The 20,518-nt window shown below is 74.0% G+C and carries 20 protein-coding genes and 1 other RNA gene; 11 read left to right on the plus strand and 10 right to left on the minus strand.

Annotated elements, in window-relative coordinates:
- Positions 1 to 107 precede the first annotated feature (107 nt).
- Both EIO00_RS22035 and EIO00_RS22040 read right to left on the minus strand, forming a co-directional pair.
- Positions 108 to 1,619, minus strand: a complete 1,512-nt coding sequence (locus EIO00_RS22035; protein WP_140181990.1) for a PH domain-containing protein — start codon at positions 1,617 to 1,619, stop codon at positions 108 to 110.
- The gene (locus EIO00_RS22040) at positions 1,616 to 2,167 is read right to left on the minus strand and encodes a PH domain-containing protein (RefSeq protein ID WP_241661519.1); all 552 of its coding nucleotides are present in this window, start codon (positions 2,165 to 2,167) and stop codon (positions 1,616 to 1,618) included. The genes EIO00_RS22035 and EIO00_RS22040 overlap by 4 nt, the downstream gene beginning before the upstream one ends.
- Positions 2,168 to 2,392: 225 nt before the next feature.
- Between EIO00_RS22040 and EIO00_RS22045 the strand changes: the two genes are divergently transcribed.
- Both EIO00_RS22045 and EIO00_RS22050 read left to right on the plus strand, forming a co-directional pair.
- Positions 2,393 to 3,373 carry an ATP-binding cassette domain-containing protein gene (locus tag EIO00_RS22045; protein ID WP_140181991.1) on the plus strand — a complete coding sequence of 327 codons (981 nt, stop codon included), beginning with the start codon at positions 2,393 to 2,395 and terminating at the stop codon, positions 3,371 to 3,373.
- Positions 3,374 to 3,446: 73 nt separating this feature from the next.
- Positions 3,447 to 4,271: an ABC transporter permease gene (locus tag EIO00_RS22050; RefSeq protein ID WP_140181993.1), complete on the plus strand. Its 825-nt coding sequence runs from the start codon at positions 3,447 to 3,449 to the stop codon at positions 4,269 to 4,271.
- 300 nt (positions 4,272 to 4,571) lie between these two features.
- Here EIO00_RS22050 and EIO00_RS22055 read toward each other — a convergent pair whose 3' ends face one another.
- Positions 4,572 to 5,924 carry an NAD(P)/FAD-dependent oxidoreductase gene (locus EIO00_RS22055; protein ID WP_140181994.1) on the minus strand — a complete coding sequence of 451 codons (1,353 nt, stop codon included), beginning with the start codon at positions 5,922 to 5,924 and terminating at the stop codon, positions 4,572 to 4,574.
- A gap of 381 nt (positions 5,925 to 6,305) precedes the next feature.
- Between EIO00_RS22055 and EIO00_RS22060 the strand changes: the two genes are divergently transcribed.
- The 3 genes from EIO00_RS22060 (at position 6,306) to EIO00_RS22070 (ending at position 10,231) form a co-directional block, all read left to right on the plus strand.
- Positions 6,306 to 6,938: a YbhB/YbcL family Raf kinase inhibitor-like protein gene (locus EIO00_RS22060; RefSeq protein WP_140181996.1), complete on the plus strand. Its 633-nt coding sequence runs from the start codon at positions 6,306 to 6,308 to the stop codon at positions 6,936 to 6,938.
- Between the two features lie 200 nt (positions 6,939 to 7,138).
- Positions 7,139 to 9,235 (plus strand): hypothetical protein, encoded by a 2,097-nt coding sequence (locus tag EIO00_RS22065; RefSeq protein WP_140181998.1) that lies wholly within the window; start codon positions 7,139 to 7,141, stop codon positions 9,233 to 9,235.
- A gap of 213 nt (positions 9,236 to 9,448) precedes the next feature.
- A complete protein-coding gene (locus tag EIO00_RS22070; RefSeq protein WP_241661520.1) occupies positions 9,449 to 10,231 on the plus strand; it encodes a carbonic anhydrase in 783 nt (260 codons plus the stop codon).
- Between the two features lie 493 nt (positions 10,232 to 10,724).
- Here the strand turns inward: EIO00_RS22070 and EIO00_RS22075 are convergent, their stop codons facing one another.
- The 3 genes from EIO00_RS22075 to EIO00_RS22085 form a co-directional block, all read right to left on the minus strand.
- Positions 10,725 to 10,910 carry a hypothetical protein gene (locus tag EIO00_RS22075; protein ID WP_140182002.1) on the minus strand — a complete coding sequence of 62 codons (186 nt, stop codon included), beginning with the start codon at positions 10,908 to 10,910 and terminating at the stop codon, positions 10,725 to 10,727.
- A gap of 217 nt (positions 10,911 to 11,127) precedes the next feature.
- Entirely contained in the window at positions 11,128 to 11,520 is a 393-nt protein-coding gene (locus EIO00_RS22080; RefSeq protein ID WP_241661521.1) for a hypothetical protein, read from the minus strand.
- 41 nt (positions 11,521 to 11,561) lie between these two features.
- Entirely contained in the window at positions 11,562 to 11,930 is a 369-nt protein-coding gene (locus EIO00_RS22085) for a DUF6191 domain-containing protein (RefSeq protein WP_140182004.1), read from the minus strand.
- A 156-nt stretch (positions 11,931 to 12,086) separates the two neighbouring features.
- Between EIO00_RS22085 and EIO00_RS22090 the strand changes: the two genes are divergently transcribed.
- From EIO00_RS22090 to EIO00_RS22115, 6 genes are all read left to right on the plus strand, one after another.
- Positions 12,087 to 12,896: a Nif3-like dinuclear metal center hexameric protein gene (locus tag EIO00_RS22090; protein ID WP_140182006.1), complete on the plus strand. Its 810-nt coding sequence runs from the start codon at positions 12,087 to 12,089 to the stop codon at positions 12,894 to 12,896.
- Complete coding sequence (locus tag EIO00_RS22095; protein WP_140182008.1) at positions 12,893 to 13,636, plus strand: zinc ribbon domain-containing protein; 744 nt, start codon at positions 12,893 to 12,895, stop codon at positions 13,634 to 13,636. Before EIO00_RS22090 ends, EIO00_RS22095 begins: the two co-directional genes overlap by 4 nt.
- Positions 13,633 to 14,781, plus strand: coding sequence for a bifunctional RNase H/acid phosphatase (locus EIO00_RS22100; protein WP_140182010.1), 1,149 nt, complete (start codon positions 13,633 to 13,635; stop codon positions 14,779 to 14,781). Before EIO00_RS22095 ends, EIO00_RS22100 begins: the two co-directional genes overlap by 4 nt.
- A 152-nt stretch (positions 14,782 to 14,933) precedes the next feature.
- Positions 14,934 to 15,320, plus strand: coding sequence for a PPOX class F420-dependent oxidoreductase (locus EIO00_RS22105; protein ID WP_140182012.1), 387 nt, complete (start codon positions 14,934 to 14,936; stop codon positions 15,318 to 15,320).
- A gap of 54 nt (positions 15,321 to 15,374) precedes the next feature.
- Positions 15,375 to 15,816, plus strand: an RNA gene (gene rnpB / locus EIO00_RS22110) — RNase P RNA component class A.
- A 294-nt stretch (positions 15,817 to 16,110) separates the two neighbouring features.
- Positions 16,111 to 17,535, plus strand: coding sequence for a glycerophosphodiester phosphodiesterase (locus EIO00_RS22115; protein ID WP_161602779.1), 1,425 nt, complete (start codon positions 16,111 to 16,113; stop codon positions 17,533 to 17,535).
- A 3-nt stretch (positions 17,536 to 17,538) separates the two neighbouring features.
- Here EIO00_RS22115 and EIO00_RS22120 read toward each other — a convergent pair whose 3' ends face one another.
- Genes EIO00_RS22120 through EIO00_RS24320 form a run of 4 tightly spaced genes read right to left on the minus strand, consistent with a single transcriptional unit; the run spans position 17,539 to position 20,510 of the window.
- Positions 17,539 to 18,405: a hypothetical protein gene (locus EIO00_RS22120; protein ID WP_140182016.1), complete on the minus strand. Its 867-nt coding sequence runs from the start codon at positions 18,403 to 18,405 to the stop codon at positions 17,539 to 17,541.
- Positions 18,402 to 19,556, minus strand: coding sequence for a glycosyltransferase (locus EIO00_RS22125; RefSeq protein WP_140182018.1), 1,155 nt, complete (start codon positions 19,554 to 19,556; stop codon positions 18,402 to 18,404). Before EIO00_RS22125 ends, EIO00_RS22120 begins: the two co-directional genes overlap by 4 nt.
- Entirely contained in the window at positions 19,553 to 20,371 is an 819-nt protein-coding gene (locus tag EIO00_RS22130) for an alpha/beta fold hydrolase (RefSeq protein WP_140182020.1), read from the minus strand. The genes EIO00_RS22125 and EIO00_RS22130 overlap by 4 nt, the downstream gene beginning before the upstream one ends.
- The gene (locus tag EIO00_RS24320; RefSeq protein WP_161602780.1) at positions 20,364 to 20,510 is read right to left on the minus strand and encodes a hypothetical protein; all 147 of its coding nucleotides are present in this window, start codon (positions 20,508 to 20,510) and stop codon (positions 20,364 to 20,366) included. Before EIO00_RS24320 ends, EIO00_RS22130 begins: the two co-directional genes overlap by 8 nt.
- Between the last annotated feature and the right edge of the window lie 8 nt (positions 20,511 to 20,518).

Here is a 20,518-nt window from a genome sequence, read left to right on the forward strand (position 1 = left end):
GCGCCGGGCGGTGCCGCCGCGCCCGTCCTCGCCGCGCCGGAGCCGGGCCGCCCGCTGCGCCGGCCCGGTCCCGCTCCGGCCGAGATCTCCTCGCGGGCCGCCCGCGGCTAGGGTTCCCGCTTCGCCAGGAACGGCGTCACCCACTCGGGGGTGATCTCGCGGGCGAACGCGATCGCCTCGGGCTCCCCCATGTCGACGGCGGAGTAGGCGCCGTCGCCGGCGCCGACCCCCACGGTCAGCGTGGCCAGACCGGCCCTCCGTTGGAACAGCGTCTGCCGCAGCCGCCAGGCCACCACCGCCCGGTGCTCGACGACCACCCGGCGGCGACGCAGCGACCCCGAGCGCACGCTCAGCCGGACGCCGTCGGTGGCGTGGCCGAGCTGCCGGTAGCGGTCCAGCCCGAGCGGCACCGCCAGCAGCGTCGCCGCCAACGCCGGATACAGCGCCCACTCCCGCCCGGCGACGGCCGCCGCCACGGCCAGGATCAGCGGCGGGCCGACCGCCCGGGCCAGCCTCCGGCGGCGGGCGGCGGGTGGATGCCGCAGCAGCGGGCCCGGCAGCCGGCCGCCCATCACCCGGGCGGCGGTGCGGATCGTCGCCGTGCGCGGGGCGGCGGGCAGCAGGCTGCCCCGGTAGGCGCTGTCGTCCAGCCCGGTCACCAGGGCGTTCAGGCGGGCCGCCCCGGCGGCGCGCTCAAGAGGGTGATCGGTCAGCTCCACCCCGCGGATGCGGCGGCGCTCCAGGGTGACGCTGCGTCGGGTGATCAGGCCGCGTTCGGCGACCAGCACCGTCCCGCCCTGCCCGTACCGCAGGGTGAAGTCCCAGTTGAACAGGGCGAACGCGATGATCGAGATGATCGGCACGGCGAGCGCGAAGACCAGCGCGGCCGTCAGGAGCGCCGTCGGCGGCAGACCCGCCACGTCCCCGCCGAGCCGGACGAGCCGCTCATCGTCGATCAGGTCCAGCTCGCCGCCCAGGTTGTACAGCGCCCCCAGCAGGCTGCCCACCAGCGCGAAGGGGGTGAGCAGGTAGGCGCCGCCGAGCGGGGCGAACAGGTACCAGCAGGGCCGCGCCCGGGCCAGGACCTCCGAACCGTCCCCCTCGGCGCTCTCGGCCTCCGCGGCGGCCCGTCCTCCCGCGGCGTCGCCGCGCAGCAGCGCCTCGCGCAGCCGTTCGGCCTCGGCGCGCGACACCGCCCGCAACTCGCCCTCGCCGCCCTCGGCGCCGGCGTCGATGTGCACGACGGCCAGGCCCAGCAGCCGGTGGGCGGGCGGCGCGCTGATGTCGACGCCGCGGATCCGTTCCCGGGGGATGGTGGTCACCGACCGGCCGACCAGGGCGCGGCGCAGCTCGATCCGGTCGGCGTGCACCCGGTAGGTGAACGTGGCCCATTTGGCCAGGTGGTAGCAGAACGTGAACCCCAGCGCGGTCAGCGCGAAGTAGAACGCCGCGCCCGCCCCGCCGACCAGCAGCGCCGCCGTCCCGGCCGTCAACGCCGCGGTCAGCTCCCGTCCGGCCCCCACCAGGATCGTCAGCGGATGCAGCCGCAGCGCGGGCGGGCGGGGCGTCGAGGGGGTCAGGCCCGCCTCGGTGTCCTCGGTGAGCCCGCCGGAGCTCATGTGGCGTCGTCGCGCAGATCGTGGGCGCGTCTGGCCAGTTCGGCGGCCAGCCGGGTGGCCACGTCCACCGGCAGCCCGGCGACCTGGGAGGAGCCGGTGTGCGAGGCGGTGTTGATCTGCAGGGTCGCCAGCCCCAGCAGTCGTTCGATCAGGCCCTGCTCGGTGTCGACGGTCTGGATGCGGCTGACCGGCACCAGCAGCCACTCGCGGGCGAACCAGCCGGTGCGGGTGTAGACGACGTCGGCGCTGACCTCCCAGCGGTGCACCCGGTACCGCCAGGCGGGGGCCACCAGCACGGTGGCCAGCCCGGCCGCGCCGACCAGCGCGGGCAGCCACCAGACGCGGCCTTGCGCCCAGTCCGGCAGGAGGCCCCGGCGGCCCTCGTCCAGCCAGGCCGCCGCGCCCAGGGCCAGCGCGAACGCCGCCCCCCAGGCCAGCAGGTAATCGAGCGTCCAGTGCACCACGGCGCGCGGCGCGACCCGGTGCGCGGGCGGGCGCAGCCGCGGCGGGGCGTCGTCCCGCCGGCGGGTCTCGCTCGCGGCCGTCACATCCGGAGTGTATCCCCGCGCCGGGTAGGGACCCTGTGTCCGGGAGCCCAGGGTTTTGTCAGACCTCCGTGCGAGGCTGAGGTCCTTGGTCAGTTCCTTGTCAGCGACGGCGAAAGCCGGATGCGTTCCGTGCGGGCGGCGCACGGCTTGACACGACGTCGCGTCAATGCCGTGGGCTCTTCACGCACCGGCACCGCCGGAGGGGCATCACCGAAGGAGAACGTCATGACGTACGCCATCCAGGCCGAGGGTCTGGAGAAACGCTTCGGCGGCACTCGGGCGCTGGCCGGCGTGGACCTGGTGGCCCGTACCGGCTCGGTGCTCGGCCTGCTGGGGCCGAACGGCGCCGGCAAGACCACCACCGTCCGGGTGCTGGCCACGCTGATCCGGCCGGACGCCGGACGCGCCCTGGTCGGCGGGTACGACGTGGTCGCCGACGCGCACCGGGTGCGCGGGCTGATCGGGCTGACCGGGCAGTACGCCGGAGTCGACGAGATGCTCACCGGCACCGAGAACCTGATGATGATCGGCCGGCTGCTGGGGCTGTCCCGGCGGGACGCCCGGCGGCGGGCCGTCGAGCTGCTGGAGCGGTTCGGCCTGACCGACGCGCGGGATCGGGCGGCGAAGACCTACTCCGGCGGCATGCGCCGCCGCCTGGACCTGGCCGCCAGCCTGGTCGGCCGGCCGCAGATCCTGTTCCTGGACGAGCCCACCACCGGGCTCGACCCGCGCAGCCGCGGCGCGTTGTGGGACCTCGTGCGCGGGCTCGCCGACGACGGGGTGACGGTGCTGCTGACCACCCAGTATCTGGAGGAGGCCGACCAGCTCGCCGACGACATCGTGGTGATCGACCATGGGCGGGTGATCGCCCGGGGCACCCCCGATGAGCTGAAGGCGCAGGTCGGCGGGCAGGTGCTGGAGGTCCGGCCGGTCGCCGAGAGCGACTGCGCGGCGGTCGCCCGGATCGTCGGGGAGCTGACCGGCGCCGCGCCGGAGACGCGCGACGGGCTGGTCAGCGCGCCCTTGTCGGACCCGGCGGTGATGCCGGCGGTGGTGCGCCGGCTGGACGACGCCGGGGTGCCGGTGGGCGAGCTGTCGCTGCGCAGGCCCAGCCTCGACGAGGTGTTCTTCGCCCTCACCGGCCATCACGTCGATTCCGCTCCCGCCGCCGAGCCCGAGGCCGCCCCCGCCGCGGCCGGAGGCTGACCCGCGCCCGCCCGAGCCCTCCCGCGTCCGTTTCCGTCTCCGTGTCCGTCCCGTCCCGATCGGAGCCTCCGACATGACCACCGCGACTCCTGCGGCCCCTCTCGCCCCGGGGAGGCGGGTCTCCCCCGGCACCGCCGCCCGCAACGTGGCCACCCTCGCCTGGCGGAACCTGGTGCAGATCAAGCACAACCCGATGGAGCTGATCGACCTCAGCGTCCAGCCGATCATGTTCGTGCTGCTGTTCGCCTACGTCTTCGGGCCGGCGATCGGCGGCACGGTGCAGGACTACCTGCCGGTGGTGATCCCCGGGATCATCGCGCAGAACGCGCTGTTCGCCACGATGACCACCGGGTTCGGGCTGAACGTGGACATCACCAAGGGCGTGTTCGACCGGCTGCGCAGCCTGCCGATCGCCCGCAGCGCCCCGCTCACCGGCCGGATGCTGGCCGACACCGTCAAGCAGGTCTGGTCGATGGCGGTGCTGCTGACGGTCGGGTTCGCGATCGGGTTCCGGATCGAGACCTCCCCGCTGCACCTGCTGGCGGCCCTGCTGGTGCTGCTGGCGTTCACCACGCTGTTCGCCTGGGCGGCGGTGTTCATCGGCCTGACGGCCGGCGAGCCGGAGAAGGTGCAGATCTTCGGGTTCACCCTCATCTTCCCGGCCTCTTTCCTCAGCTCGGCGTTCGTGCCGATCTCGCCGCAGGCGCCGCAGGCGCTGCAGTTCATCATGCGCAACAACCCGATGACCCACCTGGTCGAGGCGGTGCGCGGGCTGACGGTCGGCGAGCAGGGCGGCGGCCCCGTCCTGGAGCACGCCGTGATCGCGCTGGGCTGGGGCGTGCTGATCGCGGCGATCTTCGTCCCGCTGTCGCTGCGGGCGTTCCGGCGGCGGATCTGACCCGGCCCGGATCGCCCCGGGTCCGACGCCGCCTCCGGCCCGACGGCCGTCGGGGGCCGCAGAGCGCTCTGCGATCTCCGACGGCCGCCGTCACGACGCTCGGGGCGGTCGGGGGCCGTGGGCCGTTCTCCTCCTCGGCCGGGCCCGATCGGGGGCATGGGCCGGATCGTCGCCGCGGGCGACCCGTGCGTCGCGGGAGACCCGACCAGGGCGGGCCTCCCGCGACGGCGGAGGGAACGGCGAGGAAGGCGGCGGCAGGGCCGCGTCCCTGCGCCGACCGGCGGTCGGGCGGTCCGCCGGTCAGGCCGCCTTGACCCCGATCTCGTCCTTGCTGGCCAGCTCGAACTCGGCGCGGGGCCGTTCGATGCTGCCGAGGGAGACGGTCTCGCGCTTGAAGATCAGCGCCAGGGTCCAGTCGGCCAGCACCTTGACCTTGCGGTTGAAGGTGGGGACGCGGGACATGTGGTAGGTGCGGTGCAGGAACCAGGCGGGCAGGCCCTTGACCTTGATGCCGTACACGTGGGCGACGCCCTTGTAGAGGCCGAGGCCGGCGACGGATCCGGCGTAGCTGTGCACGTACGGCTTGAGGGTCTTGCCGCGCAGGGAGCGGACGATGTTGTCGGCGAGGACCTTGGCCTGGCGCACGGCGTGCTGCGCGTTGGGGGCGCAGAACTCGCCCTCCCGGGTCAGGTCGGGCACGGCGGCGTTGTCGCCGGCGGTGAAGGCCCGCACGACCCCCTCGATGGTGAGGTACTCGGTGGCCTTGATCCGGCCGCGCTCGTCCACGGGCAGGCCGGACTTGCGGGCGATGGGGGCGGACTTGACGCCGGCGGTCCACACCAGGGTGCCCGCGGGGAAGCGGCTGCCGTCCGAGAGCTCGATGATCTGGTTCTCGGCGGACTTCAGGTAGGTGTTCATCTTGACGTCGATGCCGCGTCCGCGCAGCTGCTCGGCGGTCCACTTGCCCATGTCGGGGCCGACCTCGGGGAGGATCCGGTCGGCGGCCTCGACCAGCACCCAGCGCATGTCCTCGACGCCGACGTTGCGGTAGTACTTGACGGCGCTGCGGGCCATGTCCTCCAGCTCGGCCAGGGCCTCCACGCCGGCGAAGCCGCCGCCGACGAACACGAAGGTCAACGCCTTGCGCCGGATCTCCTCGTCCTTGGTCGACTCGGCGATGTCGAGCTGGGCCAGCACGTGGTTGCGCAGGTGGATGGCCTCGCCGATGGTCTTGAAGCCGATGCCGTGCTCGGCCAGGCCGGGGATGGGCAGGGTCCGGGAGACCGAACCGGCGGCCATGACCAGGTAGTCGTAGCAGATCCGCTCCGGGGGGCCGGCGATCGGCTGCACGATGGCCCAGCGCTCCTCGTGGTTCAGCTCGGTGACCCGGGCGTTCAGCACCGTGCAGCGGGGCAGGACCCGCCGCAGGGGCGCGACCACGTGGCGGGGGGACAGGTTGCCGGCGGCGGCCTCGGGGAGGAACGGCTGGTAGGTCATGTAGGACTGCGGGTCGACGACGGTGATCGTGACCTCGCCTCGCTTGAGCTCACGACGCAGCTTCTTCTCCAGCCGCAGCGCGGTGTACATGCCCACGTAGCCGCCGCCCACGATGAGGATGTGGGGAGCGCCAGGGGGCTGGGCGCGCCTGGCCATGACGGCCTCCTAAGGACGTAGGACACTTGTGAAGACGTTCACAAGCTATCCGACACCCCAAACCGAACGCCAATCGGTAACGCGTTAAGAACCGCAAAACTTTTCAATAAGGCAATCCAGAGCGGCGATTCACGAGTGAAGTATGCCACTCCTTCACGTCGAACCGCCCAGAACACCACAGAACAGGCATGACCAAGCTCACATCCCCCCGCTTTGGACAGACGGGGATGTCACGGACAGTTCCCCGGAGCGACGGCCGGTTTCGGCACGGCACGGCCCCGCCGAGGCTCTAGTGTGGTGCCGCGAGGAAGGCGCCTCCCCGGATCCGCGCCATGACGGCAGGGGCGGCACCGCGATCATCGCCCGGGAGCGTTGCAGGAGATGAACACCACGAACCGGCGCCGCGCCCCCGCCACTCAGGGGGACGGCCCCCCGCGCCCTCCACGTGCGGCCCGCGCCCTGACGGCCGCCGCGACCACGGTCGCGCTGGTGGGATCGGTGTCCGGCTGCGGGCTGACCGGACCCGCGATGAACTCGGGCGTCGAGATCACCGAGTTCACGGTGACCAGCCCGGCCTTCCACGACGGCAAAGAGCTGCCCGCGCGGTTCGCCTGCCCCAAGTACCCTGGGGGCCAGGGCCGGACGCCGCCGCTGCGATGGTCGGGCGCGCCGAGCCGGACGACCCGGGCGTTCGCCATCGTGATGGACGACCCGGACGGCTCCAAGGGCGCCCATGTCGGCTGGGTGATCGTGAACATCGACGGCACGACCACCGAGCTGGTCGAGGGGGCCCGGCCGGAGAAGGCGGTGGAGGCGCTGAACACCAGCAAGAAGACGACGTACGTGCCGCCGTGCCCGCCCAGGGGGGAGCGGCACCGCTACCGTTTCACGGTCTACGCGCTCAGCGAGCGGCTCGCGCTTCGGCAGGGGGCGCCGCTCAAGGAGGCGTTGAGCACGATCGCCGAACATACGGTGGGCCGCGGAAGGATCACCGGATACTTCGGCGACGCGTAGCGCGTTCGTGGAACGGCCCACGAGCCTGGGGGATGACAGATGTCGGTCAATGGTGTGACAACGGTCATAGCGGTCAGCCACAATCAGCACAGGTCCCCCAGGACTCAGGCGCCACCGTCAAGCAGCAAGGGCTTCCGGGCCTCACCCCGACAGGCCACGCCGGCGGTCTCCGCTGAGCCATGGCATTGGATGGTCAAACAATGATTACGTTCATCGTCGTTCCCGGCCTCATCGTGGTCGTCATCGTGGTGGTGGTCCTGGTCGTCTTGGGCTTGCGGGCGAACCGGGCCGGCGCCGACGACGACTGGATCGACGAGGAGCAGCCGCAGCGGTCCAGGGGCCGGGGCAGAAGGGCGGCTCCCCCGCCCCCTGAGGCCGTCGAGGACGGTTATGACGGCTACGGGGGCTATGACGACCAGCCCGCGCCCGGTCCCGACCGTCGGGTCGCCGGCGGGCCGCAGCCCGCCCCGGCCGGCTCGCCGGTGCCTCCGCCCGCCGAGCACGACGCCCCCGGCGAGGAGATCAGCGACGACGACTACTGGGCGACCATCACGCTGGACAAGCCCAAGTTCCCCTGGCAGCGCGACCGCGACGAGGAGCGCTCCGCGGAGGCGGAGCCCGCCGGCAGTCCGATGGCCGCCCCGGTGAACGACCATCCCGCGGAGCCGGCCGAGCCCGCGGGGCCGTCGCCCGCCATGCCCCAGCCGGTGCCGGCGGGCGTCGAGTCCGGCGGCTACGACGGCCAGTACGACCAGGGGAACGCCCACTACGACCAAGGGGACTACGACCAGGGGAACTACAACGCCCAGTACGACCAGGGGCACTACGACCAGTACGGCGATCAGTACGGTCACGACGATCAGTACCGCTCCGACGACCAGTACGGTCACGACGGCGGTCAGTACGGCGACGGCGCCCCCTACGGCGGCGAACAAGCCCCCTACGCCGGGGAGCAGGCCCCCTACGGCGGCGAACAGGCCCCCTATGGCGGAGAGCAGGCCCCGTACGGAGAGCAGGCGCCCTACGGCGGGGAGCCGCAATCCTACCCCCCGGCGCCCTCGGCGTCCGAGCAGCACGACCTTCCGACGTCGTCGCCCCTGCGCGGCGACGCCCCGGCGTCCCCGGTCTCCTCGTCCCTCGGGGATCTGCTGAACGCCCAGCAGGGCGGCGGCCCGACCGGGCCCTCCCGGCAGGACCCGCCGCGGGACTTCCCCCCGCCGCCCGCCGCCGACCCGCTGGGCATGCCGGCGGCCCGCGCCGAGGACCGCCCGGCCGGTCCGCCCGGGGGCTCCTACGGCGGGGCGGGCGACTACGCCAGCCCCGTCGACAAGACCATCGCCTACGGCTCGCCCACGGAGACCTCCTCCTACGGCTCGGAGTCCCCTTCCTACGGGTCGGACTCCTCCTCTCCCTCGTACGGGTCGGAGTCCTCCTCCGCCCCCGGGCCCCTGACGGGCGGCTACGGCAGCGGTCGCGACCTCTCTCGCACCGACTCCGGCATTCCGGGGCTGGGCGGATCGGCCCCGGCCGCACCCGCGGCGTCCGCGGGATCGGCCGGATCGATCGGTTCGTCCTCGCGCTCGGGGGACGGGGAGAGCCGCCTGCCCACCGTGGACGAACTGCTCCAGCGCATCCAGTCCGAGCGCTCGGCCAGCGCCGCCGGCTCGACCGGCACGGGTTCCGGAGGGTACGGGGAGTCCTCTCCCGGGAGCGCACTGCCCGACCCGCTCAACGACCCGCTGAGCGCCGCCCACGACTCCTCCTACGGCTCCAGTGCGCCCTGGTCGTCCGGCGGGACGACGTCGGGTCAGAGCCACACCGACGACCTGTCCGGCGGACAGCTGTCGGGCAGCGGCCTGTCCGGGCTGTCCGGTCTCGGCGGCTCGAGCACCGGCGGTCCGAGCACCGGCGGCTACGGATCCGGCGGCGGGCAGGGCTACTCCACCGACGGCTACCCGTCCGCCCCGGCGTACGGGGAGACGCCGCGGTACGACGACCCGCTGGGCGGCTCGACCGGCCGCGACTCCTCCTACGGCTCGTTCGGCGGCGAGCACGGCGGCACCCTGTCCGGCTCGGCCGGGTCGAGCGGGCCCGGTTCGCTGGGCGGCTCCGGCGGTTACTCCTTCGGCGGCGGTTACACCCCCTCCGGCGACCCCAACGCCACCCAGGCCTACGGCGGCGGCTACCCGCCCCCCTCCTACGGGCAGCCGGGCGACAACCGGTCCGAGCACAACCCCTACGGCCAGCAGGACCAGCCCGGCGACGACTGGGAGAACCACCGCGACTACCGCCGCTGACCGGACCGGCTGACCGGAGCGACGCGCCCGGCGTCCACCCGCATCGCGGGGGCGCCGGGCGCCGTGCGTTCTCCCGCCCGTTCTCCCGCCCGTTCTCCCGCCCGCCCGATGCGACCTCCCGGCCTCCCGGCCGTCCCGCCTGAGGGGAGGCCGGCGGCGCGACGTGGCGAACACGACATGGGACATCGCCGGGAAAATTGGTACGAAGGGTCAATGACCGGCGAGACGTCCCCCGCGCCTTCGAAGCCCCCGCACCGTCGCTGGTGGGCGCCGTGGGCGAACCGCTGGCGGCGCGACGCCCGGACATCGGGGCCGGACTCCCCGCAGGCGCCGCCCAGCGCGCCGCTGCTGGCGGGGGTCCGCGAATATCACGGGCAGATGGCGCCGCTGGTCCGCCCGATCATGGCGGAGCTGGCGTTCCGGCAGGCGCCCGAGCACCTGTTCATCACCTGCGTGGACTCCCGGGTGGTCCCCAACATCATCACCGCCAGCGGCCCGGGCGATCTGTTCATCGTCCGCAATGTGGGCAACCTGGTCCCCCGGCACGGATCTCGGCCGCCCGACGACTCGGTGATGGCCGCGGTCGAGTACGCCACCAACGTGCTGGACGTGCGGACCATCACGGTGTGCGGCCACTCCAACTGCGGCGCCATGGCCGGCGTGCTGGGCGGGGGCAAGGAGGTCGAGCACCTGCAGTCGCTGTCGCGGTGGCTTCGGCACGCCGCTCCCAGCCTGGCCCGTTTCATGGACGGCGCGCCCGACGAGCGGCCTCCGCTCACCCGGCTGTGCCAGATCAACGTCCGTCAGCAGCTGGACAACCTGCTGAGCCATCCCTGGCTGCGGGAGCGCGTCGAGGCCGGACGGCTCGAACTGGTCGGGCTCTATCTGGATCTGGAGACCGCCAAGGTCCATCTCCTGGACCGCCGGACCGGGGCCTTCGCCGAGGTTCCCGACGAGGCACCCGGCGACGTCCCAGGGCTCCCCTCCGCCCCCTGATCCGGGTCCGGACGGGCCCCGCCCCCCTCGGCGCCCTCCCGGCGTTCTCCTCCGGACGCCCTCTGTGCCCTCCCGGCGCCTCGGCGTCCTTCTCCGGCGTCTCCGGCTCTTCCCCTCCCCCGGCATCGTCGCCCGCGGTCGCCCGGCGCGCAGGCGGCCCGGTCCCGTCCTCGCCCTCCCCGTCGCCCGTCCGGCCGCCGCCCCCTCGCCCGGTCGGGTCGGCGTCCCCGTCGGGATCGTCGGGAGAACGCGGCCGTCCGGTCCGCGCCGGCCCCGCGACTCCTCCCGACGATCCCTCCTGTGACGCCCGGCCGGCTCCCCCGTGCCCGACCGGGCGTCGAGGCCGCCCGCGGAGCGGTTCGGGGCGGCTCCGCGGGCCGACCGCGCTTCCCCCCTTTTTCCTCTTTCCTGGGCCCTTTTCCTCGGCGAGCCCTCTCTCGCCGTCCGGCCCGGCGGAATCGGGCCGGTGGAGGACGCGGATTCCGGGGGGTGGTCAGTGGGTCAGCTGCTCCTCGCGGCTGCGGACGTACATTCCCGAGACCCGGCGGGCCCGGCGGACGCCTCCGCTGCTCGCCGGGGCGCGGAGCGAGTCGTGGCGGGTGGCCAATGCGAAGTCGATCAGGTAGACGACGGACGAGATCAGTGCGATGAGCGCGACCGCAGCGATGATCAGGAACATGGCCGCTCCCTTTCCTGCGGACCCGGTGCCGGTCCGCCCCCATCGCCGGCCCCCGTTCAGCCGGCTTCTCATCTCGACGGTACGAATCCCGAGCGGAACAGTTTGTGTCGTCTGACTTGAACGTCAGATGACATTGGCTGTTTCTGCGGGAAATTCTTCGCCGGCGAGGCCTTTCGGGCGACAGAGACACCGTGAAGGGCCGCCGCGAGAGTCGGGGTCATCGCCGCGAGGCGGAAGAACGGGACGGCGGGCCGCCGGGCGAGGACTCCGCCAGGGCGGTCTCGACCAGCCCGACCGACTCGGCCAGCGCCGCCAGGCGGGCGCCTTCGACGCGGTAGACCTCCAGCAGCGCCTCGATGCCGTGCGGCGGGACCTTCCCGGCCAGGTCGGCGCGAGCGGTGCGATACCCCTCACGCGCCGCCTGCAGGTGCGCCTCGACGTGCCGACGGGCCAGCCCGGCCAGGGCGAGCGGATAGCGGCGCAGCACGCCGTGCCGCCGATACTCCGGGGGCACCAGCTCCAGCAGCCACGTCACCGCGGCGGCGGTGAAGCGCTCATCGCCCGGCGGAGGCACGTGCTCGGGCCAGCCCGGCGGAATCCGGACGCTCACACACCCACCCCACGCTCGAAACTATGTTCGATGCAGGGGCGTCACTGCTGAGCCGCGGGTCCCGGCTCGTTCTTGGGCGCGGGGCGGCGAATGCGGATCTTGCCCGAGCCCAGGTCGTCGCGGCGGACGGCGTCGCCCTCCACATGGTGGTCGTCGCCGCGCCGCAGCCGCTGCGCCTCCTGCTCCTGGAGCTGGATCTTCTTGGCGCCGGAGAAGGCCGCGTGCAGCTCCTCGAACATGCCCGCACCGAACCCGGCGCCGGTCTCCCCGTCGCCGCGGATGGCGCCCATCATCGAGGTGCGGCCGGTGCCCTCGACCGGCCACTCCACGACCTCGGGCTGGACGTTCCTGGGCTTGGCCGTCGCGCCCTTCTTGGGCCGCTTGCGACGGCGGCGGAAAGGTGACTTCACAGTGAACTCCAACGTTTCAGGTCGCCGGTTTGCTCCCGGTGGACCGCCCGCGGACGCCTGGCGACCGACACGTTGATACCAGGGTCGTGGGGCACCCCACCATAGCCCGCCACCGAACACGCTCCGCACAGGCCGGGGGGCGGTAACCTGCCGAACGTGCGTCTGTCCCAGGTGATCACCGTCCTCGAGAAGCTGTATCCGCCGCAGTGGGCGGAGTCGTGGGACGCCGTGGGTCTGGTCTGCGGCGACCCGGACGCCGAGGTCAACCGGGTGCTGCTGGCCGTCGACCCGGTCGCCGTCGTCGTCGACGAAGCGCTCCAGCGCGGCGCGGATCTGATCATCACCCATCATCCGCTGCTGCTGCGTCCGGTCAACAGCGTCGCCGCCACGACTTTCAAGGGCCGGATCGTGCACCGGTTGATCTCCTCGGGCGTGGCCCTGTACACCGCGCACACCAACGCCGACGTCGCCGCCCCCGGAGTCTCCGACGCGCTGGCCCGGGCGGTGGGGGTGACCGGTCCGCTGCGTCCGCTGGCCCCCTCCCCCGACGACCCCGCCCGCGGCCTCGGCCGCGTCGGAGAGCTGCCGGACACGATCCCGCTGCGGGAGTTCGCCTCCCGGGCCGCCGCCGGGCTGCCCGCCACCGTCTGGGGGATCCGGGTGGCCGGCGACCCCGACCGGCCGGTCCGCACCGTCGCGGTGTGCGGCGGGGCGGGCGACTCGCTGCTGGACGCCGCCCGCCGGTCCGGGGCCGACGTCTACCTCACCGCCGACCTGCGTCACCACCCGGCGTCGGAGTTCGGCGAGGCCGGCGGGCCGGCGCTGATCGACGCCGCGCACTGGGCCACCGAGTGGCCCTGGCTGGCCGACGCCCGCCGCCGGCTGGCCGACGAGCTGGGCCTGGAGGCCCATGTCTCAACGCTTCGGACCGACGCCTGGACGCTGCACTTCGAAGGAGACCAGTGAAAGCCGCACCGCAAGCCCAGCAGCGCCTGCTCGACCTGCAGGAACTCGACACCGCGCTGGACCGGCTGAACCATCGCCGCCGCAACCTGCCGGAGGCGGCCCAGATCGAGCGGATCCAGGCCAGGCTCGCCGAGCTGCGCGACGCCATCGTCGCCGCCGAGACCGAGGTGGCCGACCTGGACCGCGAGCAGAAGAAGGCCGAAAAGGACGTCGACCAGGTCCGCGCCCGCGCCGAACGCGACCAGCAGCGGCTGGACTCGGGCGCGATCACCTCCGCCAAGGAGCTGTCCGGCCTGCAGTCGGAGATCGCCTCGCTGCGCCGCCGCCAGTCCGACCTGGAGGAGGTCGTGCTGGAGATCATGGAACGCCGCGAGCGGGCCGAGAGCAGAGCCGCCGAGTTGCGTTCCGAGCGCGAGGCCGCCGAACGGGAGCTGGCCGAGGTCACCCGGGCCCGCGACGCCGCACTGGCCGAGATCGACGAGGAGGCCGGGACCACCGGCGCCGCCCGCACCGAGGTCGCCAAGGACATCCCCGAGGACCTGCTGGCCCTGTATGAGAAGCTGCGCGGGCAGTTCGGCGGGGTCGGCGCCGCGGCGCTGCACCGGGGGCAGTGCCAGGGCTGCCATCTGGTGCTCAACACCGTCGATCTGAACCGGATCCGCGCCGCGGCCGAGGACGAGGTGGTCCGCTGCGAGGAGTGCCGGCGGATCCTGATCCGCACCCCCGAGTCGGGCCTGTGAGCCGCAAACTCCTCGTCGAGGCCGACGGCGGCTCACGCGGCAACCCCGGCCCGGCCGGGTACGGGGCGGTGGTCAAGGACGCGCTCACCGGCGAGGTGCTGGCGGAGGCGGCCGAGGCGATCGGGCACGCCACCAACAACGTCGCCGAATACCGCGGCCTGATCGCCGGGCTGCGCGCCGCCGCCGGGATCGACCCCGCGGCCCGCGTGGAGGTCCGGATGGACTCCAAGCTCGTGGTGGAGCAGATGTCGGGCCGCTGGAAGATCAAGCATCCCGACCTGATCCCGCTGGCCCTGGAGGCCCGCCGGATCGCCTCCGCCCTGGGCTCGGTGTCGTACGAGTGGGTGGCGCGCCGGCGCAACGCGCACGCCGACCGGCTGGCCAACGAGGCGATGGACGCCGCCGCCCGCGGTGAGACCTGGACCCGCAGGGCCGACCCCGCAGAGCCCTCGGCGTCCGCGGAGCCCGCGAAGCCCGAGACGGTCGTCGAGGCGGCCGCCGGCCCCGCGACGCGGGTCCCGGCGAGCCGCACCCCGACGACGACCCTGCTGCTGCGGCACGGGGAGACCCGGCTGTCGGCCGAGAAGCGGTTCGCAGGAGTGTCGGACGTTCCGCTGACCGAGACCGGCCTGGAGCAGGCCCGCGCCGCCGCGCAGGCGCTCAAGGGGCACGGGATCGAGGCGATCGTCACCTCCCCGCTGGCCCGCTGCCGGGCGACCGCGGCCGAGGCGGCGGCGACGACCGGCGCACCGGTGCGAGTCGAGGAGGATCTGCGGGAGGCCGACTTCGGCGAGTGGGAGGGCCTGACGTTCGCCGAGGCCCGTGAACGCTGGCCCGAGCAGATGAACGCCTGGCTGGCCGACCCCTCGGCGGCCCCGCCCGGCGGGGAGAGCCTGGAGCAGGTCGCCCGCCGGGTCCGGGTCGCCCTGGACAAGCTGAAGGTGCGCCACCGGCGTCAGACGGTCCTGGTGGTCTCCCACGTCACGCCGATCAAGCTGCTGGTCCGCGACGCCCTCCAGGCCCCGATGGGGTCGCTGTACCGCATGCATCTGGACACCTCGTCGCTGTCGTGGATCGACTGGTACGACGACGGCCCGGCGGTGGTCCGACTCCTCAACGACACCCACCACCTGCGGCACGCCTGACGTTCCATCCGGTGCGACCGTCCGGGAGGCGCCGGGAGGCGGCCGTTTCCGGCGCCTCCCGGCGCCTCCCGGCGGCGTGACGGCCGCGGAATGCGGGCATGGGATCCCCGGTTGCCCTCCATGTCGCAAGATCATCTGCCGGAGGAGATCGCATGACCGAGATTCCCGACGACGTCGTCGCGCTGCTGTCCAAGCCCAACCCCGCCGTGATGGCGACGGTGAAGCCCGACGGCACCCCGGTGTCCGTGGCGACCTGGTACCTGTGGGACGACGGCCGGATCCTGCTCAACCTGGACGAGGGCCGCGCGCGCCTGAAATACCTCAAGGCCAACCCCAACATCTCGTTGACGGTGCTGGACGGCGACTCCTGGTACCGGCATGTGAGCCTGCAGGGTCCGGTGACGCTCGAGCCCGACCCCGACCTGTCGGGCATCGACCGCCTGTCCCGGCACTACACCGGTCAGCCCTATCCGCAACGCGACCGCGGGCGCGTCAACGCCTGGATGACGATCGACCGCTATCACGTGTGGGGCGGTTGACCGACGGAGATGCACCGTCCCGCTCGACTCCCCTAGGCTGGATGTCACGGCGGACGAGCCGGCCGGGCGGCCGCGCCGGGGACCTCGGTCCCCGTCGAGGAAGGTCCGGGCTCCACAGGGCAGGGTGGTCGGTAACACCGACCCGGGGTGACCCGCGGGAAAGTGCCACAGAAAACAGACCGCCATCGCCTCGCGCGGTGGTAAGGGTGAAACGGTGAGGTAAGAGCTCACCAGCGCCCAGGGTGACCTGGGCGGCTCGGCAAACCCCACCCGGAGCAAGGTCAAGAAGGAGGGCCTCGGCCCTCCGCGCAGGCGCCTGAGGGCGGCCCGCCCGAGCCTGCGGGTAGACCGCTGGAGGCTGTCGGCAACGGCAGTCCGAGATGGATGGCCGCCACCCGCGTACGCGGGNGGAGGCTGTCGGCAACGGCAGTCCGAGATGGATGGCCGCCACCCGCGTACGCGGGTACAGAACCCGGCCTACAGGCCGACTCGTCCGCCGCCTCGTTCTCGACCCGCGCCGCGGCGTTCACCTCCGCCCCGGACACCGCCGTGGTTCCGCGGGCGCCCGCGGCCGGTGCACGCGCCCGCATCCCCTCTTTCGCTCGCTCCATCCCTTCTTGTGCCCGTTGTCCGCAGGGAACGGAGCGTTCTGCGCCCCGCGCCCACGGCCTTTACAAGGTAGATCACAAACGTCCGTTCCGCTCCCCGGCCGCTTCCGCGGCATCCGATGACCGGACACGGCGCGTGCGAAGGTGGTCGCGGAGAGGTTCCTTGCCTAGGGTCCGAATACATGCGTGCATTACCGGCCCTGCTCACCGCGGCCGCCTCCCTCGCCGCGCTCCTGACGGTGCCCAGCGCGGGGGCCGACCTCGACGACCAGGAGAGCCTGACGAAGCTGCCGCCCCGGTACGTGATCGCCCACCGCGGAGCGGGCGCGTACCTGGCCCCGGAGAACACCGCGGCGGCCTTCGAACGCGGAGCGGCCGACCCCACCGTCCATCTGCTGGAGTTCGACGTCCGCACGCTGAAGGACGGGACCGGCGGGGTCTGGCACGACTCGACCGTGGACCGGATCTCCACCTCCACCGGCCCGGTCTCCTCGTTCACCAAGGCGGCGTTCAAGCGGCTGACCATCGACGCGGGCACCTGGTTCGGCGGCGACGCGGCCGATGCGCACCCGCTGCTGCTGACCGAGGTGCTGGACCGGTACGCGCACCGCAAACCGCTGCTGGCCGACCCCAAGGACCCCGCGGCCGCCGAGACCGTGATCGCCGCGGTCCGGGCCCGCGGGCTGACCCACCGGGTGCAGATGCAAAGCCACGACCTCGGCGCCCTGATCAAGGCCCGTGAGGCGGGCATGGTCGCCCAGCTGCTCATCGGCACGGAGACGCAGGCCGCCGCCGCCCCGCCCGAACGGCTCAAGGAGGCCGGCATCTCACGGGTGTCGCTGTCGGCCACGCTGCCCGACGCGGTGATCTCCCGGTACGTGCGGGCGGGCCTGACGGTGTCGTGTTACGACGTCAACCGCCACCACCGGCGGGACGAGCTGTACGCGCTGGGGGTCCGCGGCATCGACACCGACGACCCCGGCTACATCTCCGGCCGCGGCTTCACCCGGGCCGCGGACCCGTTCCGCAAGCGGACCTGGTGGCCCGGCCACATGGGCAACGGCCAGAGCGCCGCCGCGCTCGGCCCGCACCAGCGCGGCACGTTCACCCGGCCGCACTGGTGGACGGTCCCGGCCGGCGACGATCCGCTGTTCGCCCGGCAGGGCTGGGCGTTCCCGCTGGGCAGGACGTACACGCTGACCGCCGCGGTGCGCTTCGAGAAGCTCGTCTCCGACCGGACCCGGTGGGCGGGCCTGTACTTCTCGGCCCGGCACGACCACGCGTTCACCGACGCCCGCCACCCGCTGAACGGCGGATACACCGTGATCCTGCGGCAGAACGGCTCGCTGCAGCTGTACCGCAAGGACCCGAACAAGACGAAGCTGCTCAAGACGGTGAAGACGCCGGCGATCCGGGCCGGGACGGTCGCCAGGCTGGCGATCACGGTGTCGCCGAAGACGATCGAGTTCCGCCGCACGGACGGCGCGGGCGCCGGGGCCGTGGTCGCCGACTCCGCCCACCGGGGGCCGTACCTGTTCCTGGGACGGCCGGGGTCGGGGCCGCAGGTGTCGTTCTCCCAGGTGAAGGTCGACCGAGCTCCCAGGTGAAGGTCAACCGAGGCGGCGGGCGGTCTCGGCCGACGCCGCGGTGAGGATCCGCGGCGGGCGCGGCGCGATGCCCGCCAGCCGCGCGGTGACCGCGGAGCGGATCGCGGGGACCGCCTCCAGCGGGGCCAGCGCGACGGCGCACCGGCCGATCGTCCGCCCGCCCAGCGCGCCCGCCTCGACGGCGACGTCCACCGCCAGGTCGGCGGCGCTGCCGCAGGGGCGCCGGGCGGCCGACATCAGCGCCCCCACCTTCTCCGGGTCGCCGTCGCGCAGCGCCTTGGCCGCGGCGACCGCGTCCCCGGGCGGCTGCGGCGCCACCGCCGCCACCCCGACCTCCATGATCATCAGCCGCAGTCCCAGCCCCGCCAGGGGGAACGGCACGACGTCGGAGGCCGGGCCGACCAGCACCGCGTGCCCGGGGGTGTGGCGCAGCGCCGGGTCCTCCGGGGCGGGCGGGATCCCCCGCAGGTCGCGCAGCGCCAGCGCGAAGGCCGTCGCGGTCTCCGCCCCCGACAGCAGTCCGGTCTGGGCGGGCATCAGCCGGCTGACGACCGCCCGCAGCGCCGTCCCGTCCTTCGCCAGCAGCTCCCGGAAGGGGTCGGCCCAGGCGGGTGCGACCGTCACCGGGAGGGGGCCCTGGTCGTCGTTCAGCGAGTACAGCTCCGCCGGCCCCTCCCCCCGCAGGTCCGCCGCCACGACCGCCCCCCAGGGCACGCCGACCATCAACGCGGCGTCGGGACCGCCCAGCAGCCTGAGCATGCCGGGGGCGAACCACGTCCCCTGCGGCCTCGCCGCGTACATCTCGTCGAACACGTACGCGGCCCACCGCACATCGGGATCGACGTACAGCCGGTCGGCGATGCGTGTCAAAGCAGCCTCTCCAAGCGGTCGGCGGCCTCGGCGGCTCCTCCGGCGGCTTCGATCGACCTCTGCACGGCCCGTGCCGCGCGGCGGTAGGCGGGGTCCTCCAGCACCGCGGCGATCGCCTCGCGCAGCGCGGCGGGCTCGTCGGGGACGGCGAGGCCCGCGCCCGTCTCGGCCACCCGCCGGGCGATCGCCCGCCGGTCGCCGGGGGCGGGCGCCGCCACCACGGGCAGGCCGTGGGCGAGGGCCCGGCAGACGACGTCGTGTCCGCCGCGGCACACCACCGCCGCCATCCTCGGCAGCAGCCTGCCCCGGGGGACGCGCCGGCGGACCAGCGCGTTGGGCGGCGGGTCGGGCAGCGCGTCGGGCGGGGCGACGAGCACGGCCTGCACCGTCAGGCCCGCGACGGCCTCGGCGGCGGCCCGGCAGAGCCGTCCCCCGTCGTCGGCGCCCGGCGACACCACGATCGCCGGTCGGGCGCCGTCCAGCCACTCCCACGGGAAGGCGCCGCCCTGCGGCCGTTCGGGCATCGGTCCGACGAACGCCAAGCGCCCCGGGCGGGCCCTGACCGGGTCGTCCGCCAGCTCGGGCGTGGAGAACACCAGCACCAGCTCCGCGGACCGGGTCGGGTCCGCCGGCTCGGCCTCGCCGCAGGCCCGCTGGAAGTCCAGGATCCGCTCCAGCTCCTCCGGTTCCTCCTCCGGCGGCGAGGGGGTGGAGGCGGCCCAGCGGACGCCCCGGCGGCGCGCCGCCACCGGGGCGGCGAGGGCCCGCCGGTCGGCGATCACGACGTGCGGGCGGAACCCGTCGATCGCGGCCTCGACGTCGGGCAGCGCGGCGTGCGCGAAGGAGACCAGCGCGTCCCGCCACGGGGTCCGCCGGTCGCCGGGGGCGGCGATGCGGCGGGCGGGCTCCCCGTCCCCGGCGGGGTACAGCCTCGCTCCGCGTCCCAGCAGCGGCCCGATCGCCTCGGCCGGGCCGGTCCAGGCGACCGTGTGGCCGCGCCGGGTCAGCTCCGCGCCCACCGCGACGGTCGGGGCGACATGCTCCGGCAGCGGCGGCACCGCGAACAGGAAGCGCGATCCGCCGCCGCCCAGCCCGAACGCCGCTCCCGCCGCGCCCAGGTCCAGGGACGGGACGGTCCGGCGGCGGCTCACGCGACCGCCTCCGACCGCACTCCGGCGTGCCGGGCCAGCCACGGCAGGATCGCCTGCAGGAGGTCGGTCGCCCCGTCCACGAGGATGGTGTGGGCCTGGCCGGGCACCAGGTGCAGGGTGCAGTCGCGCACCTGCCGCTGCAGCAGCCGCCCGGTGTCGGCCAGGGCGGACTGCTCCCCGTAGACGGCCAGGACCGGGCACGTCAGGCGTTCCAGGTCCGAGGGCGGCACCGGGCGGGCGGCGGCCAGGTCGGCGAGCAGGGAGGTGCCGTCCAGCAGGGCCGAGGCGGCCGCCTGCTGCGCGACCAGGCCGCGGCGTCCCAGCCGGGTGAGCACGCTGGCGACGTTGTCGTACTCCAGCGACAGCGCGCTGCGGGAGAGCGTGGTGAGCAGGTCCTCCCGCCAGCTCAGCGGATCGGCGGCGGTGCCGTCCACCTCGACCAGCACCAGCCCGGCGACCCGCTCGGGGCGCTCCAGCGCCGCGTGCAGCGCGATCACTCCGCCGAACCCGTTGGCCGCCAGGAACGCCGGGCCGTGCAGGCCCAGGCCGTCCAGCACCCCGAACAGGTCGGCCACCCCGTCCTGCAGCGTGTATCCGGTGTCGGGGCGCTGCGACATGCCGTGCCCGCGCAGGTCGTACAGGACGCAGTGGCCGCCGGCCGCCGCCACGGGACCGGCCAGGGTGCAGTACCAGCCGGAGAGGTTGTCGACGAGCAGTCCGTGCAGGAACACCACGGGCGGCGCGTCGGGCGCCGGGTCGGGGGGCGGGACCGTCTCCACGTGGAACCGGACGCCGCGGAACGTGATCTCAGGCATCTCCGCCGTCCTCCTCGGCGCGCGCGTCAGGGGCGATCTCCGGGACGGCCCCCGGAGCGGGCCTCGGGGCGGTCTCCGGGGCGGCGTGCGGGGTGGCGTGCGGGGTGGCGTGTGGGGTGGCGTGTGGGGTGGATGGCATGGGTCGGC

Source organism: Thermomonospora catenispora (assembly GCF_006363815.1).
GTDB classification, from domain to species: domain Bacteria; phylum Actinomycetota; class Actinomycetes; order Streptosporangiales; family Streptosporangiaceae; genus Thermomonospora; species Thermomonospora catenispora.

Coding starts and splice junctions, on each gene's coding strand:
- EIO00_RS22035 (WP_140181990.1), bottom strand. CDS start 1,619: ATGAGCTCCGGCGGGCTCACCGAGGACACCGAGGCGGGCCTGACCCCC.
- EIO00_RS22045 (WP_140181991.1), top strand. CDS start 2,393: ATGACGTACGCCATCCAGGCCGAGGGTCTGGAGAAACGCTTCGGCGGC.
- EIO00_RS22050 (WP_140181993.1), top strand. CDS start 3,447: ATGACCACCGCGACTCCTGCGGCCCCTCTCGCCCCGGGGAGGCGGGTC.
- EIO00_RS22055 (WP_140181994.1), bottom strand. CDS start 5,924: ATGGCCAGGCGCGCCCAGCCCCCTGGCGCTCCCCACATCCTCATCGTG.
- EIO00_RS22060 (WP_140181996.1), top strand. CDS start 6,306: ATGAACACCACGAACCGGCGCCGCGCCCCCGCCACTCAGGGGGACGGC.
- EIO00_RS22065 (WP_140181998.1), top strand. CDS start 7,139: ATGATTACGTTCATCGTCGTTCCCGGCCTCATCGTGGTCGTCATCGTG.
- EIO00_RS22070 (WP_241661520.1), top strand. CDS start 9,449: ATGACCGGCGAGACGTCCCCCGCGCCTTCGAAGCCCCCGCACCGTCGC.
- EIO00_RS22075 (WP_140182002.1), bottom strand. CDS start 10,910: ATGTTCCTGATCATCGCTGCGGTCGCGCTCATCGCACTGATCTCGTCC.
- EIO00_RS22105 (WP_140182012.1), top strand. CDS start 14,934: ATGACCGAGATTCCCGACGACGTCGTCGCGCTGCTGTCCAAGCCCAAC.
- EIO00_RS22115 (WP_161602779.1), top strand. CDS start 16,111: ATGCGTGCATTACCGGCCCTGCTCACCGCGGCCGCCTCCCTCGCCGCG.
- EIO00_RS22130 (WP_140182020.1), bottom strand. CDS start 20,371: ATGCCTGAGATCACGTTCCGCGGCGTCCGGTTCCACGTGGAGACGGTC.
- EIO00_RS24320 (WP_161602780.1), bottom strand. CDS start 20,510: ATGCCATCCACCCCACACGCCACCCCACACGCCACCCCGCACGCCACC.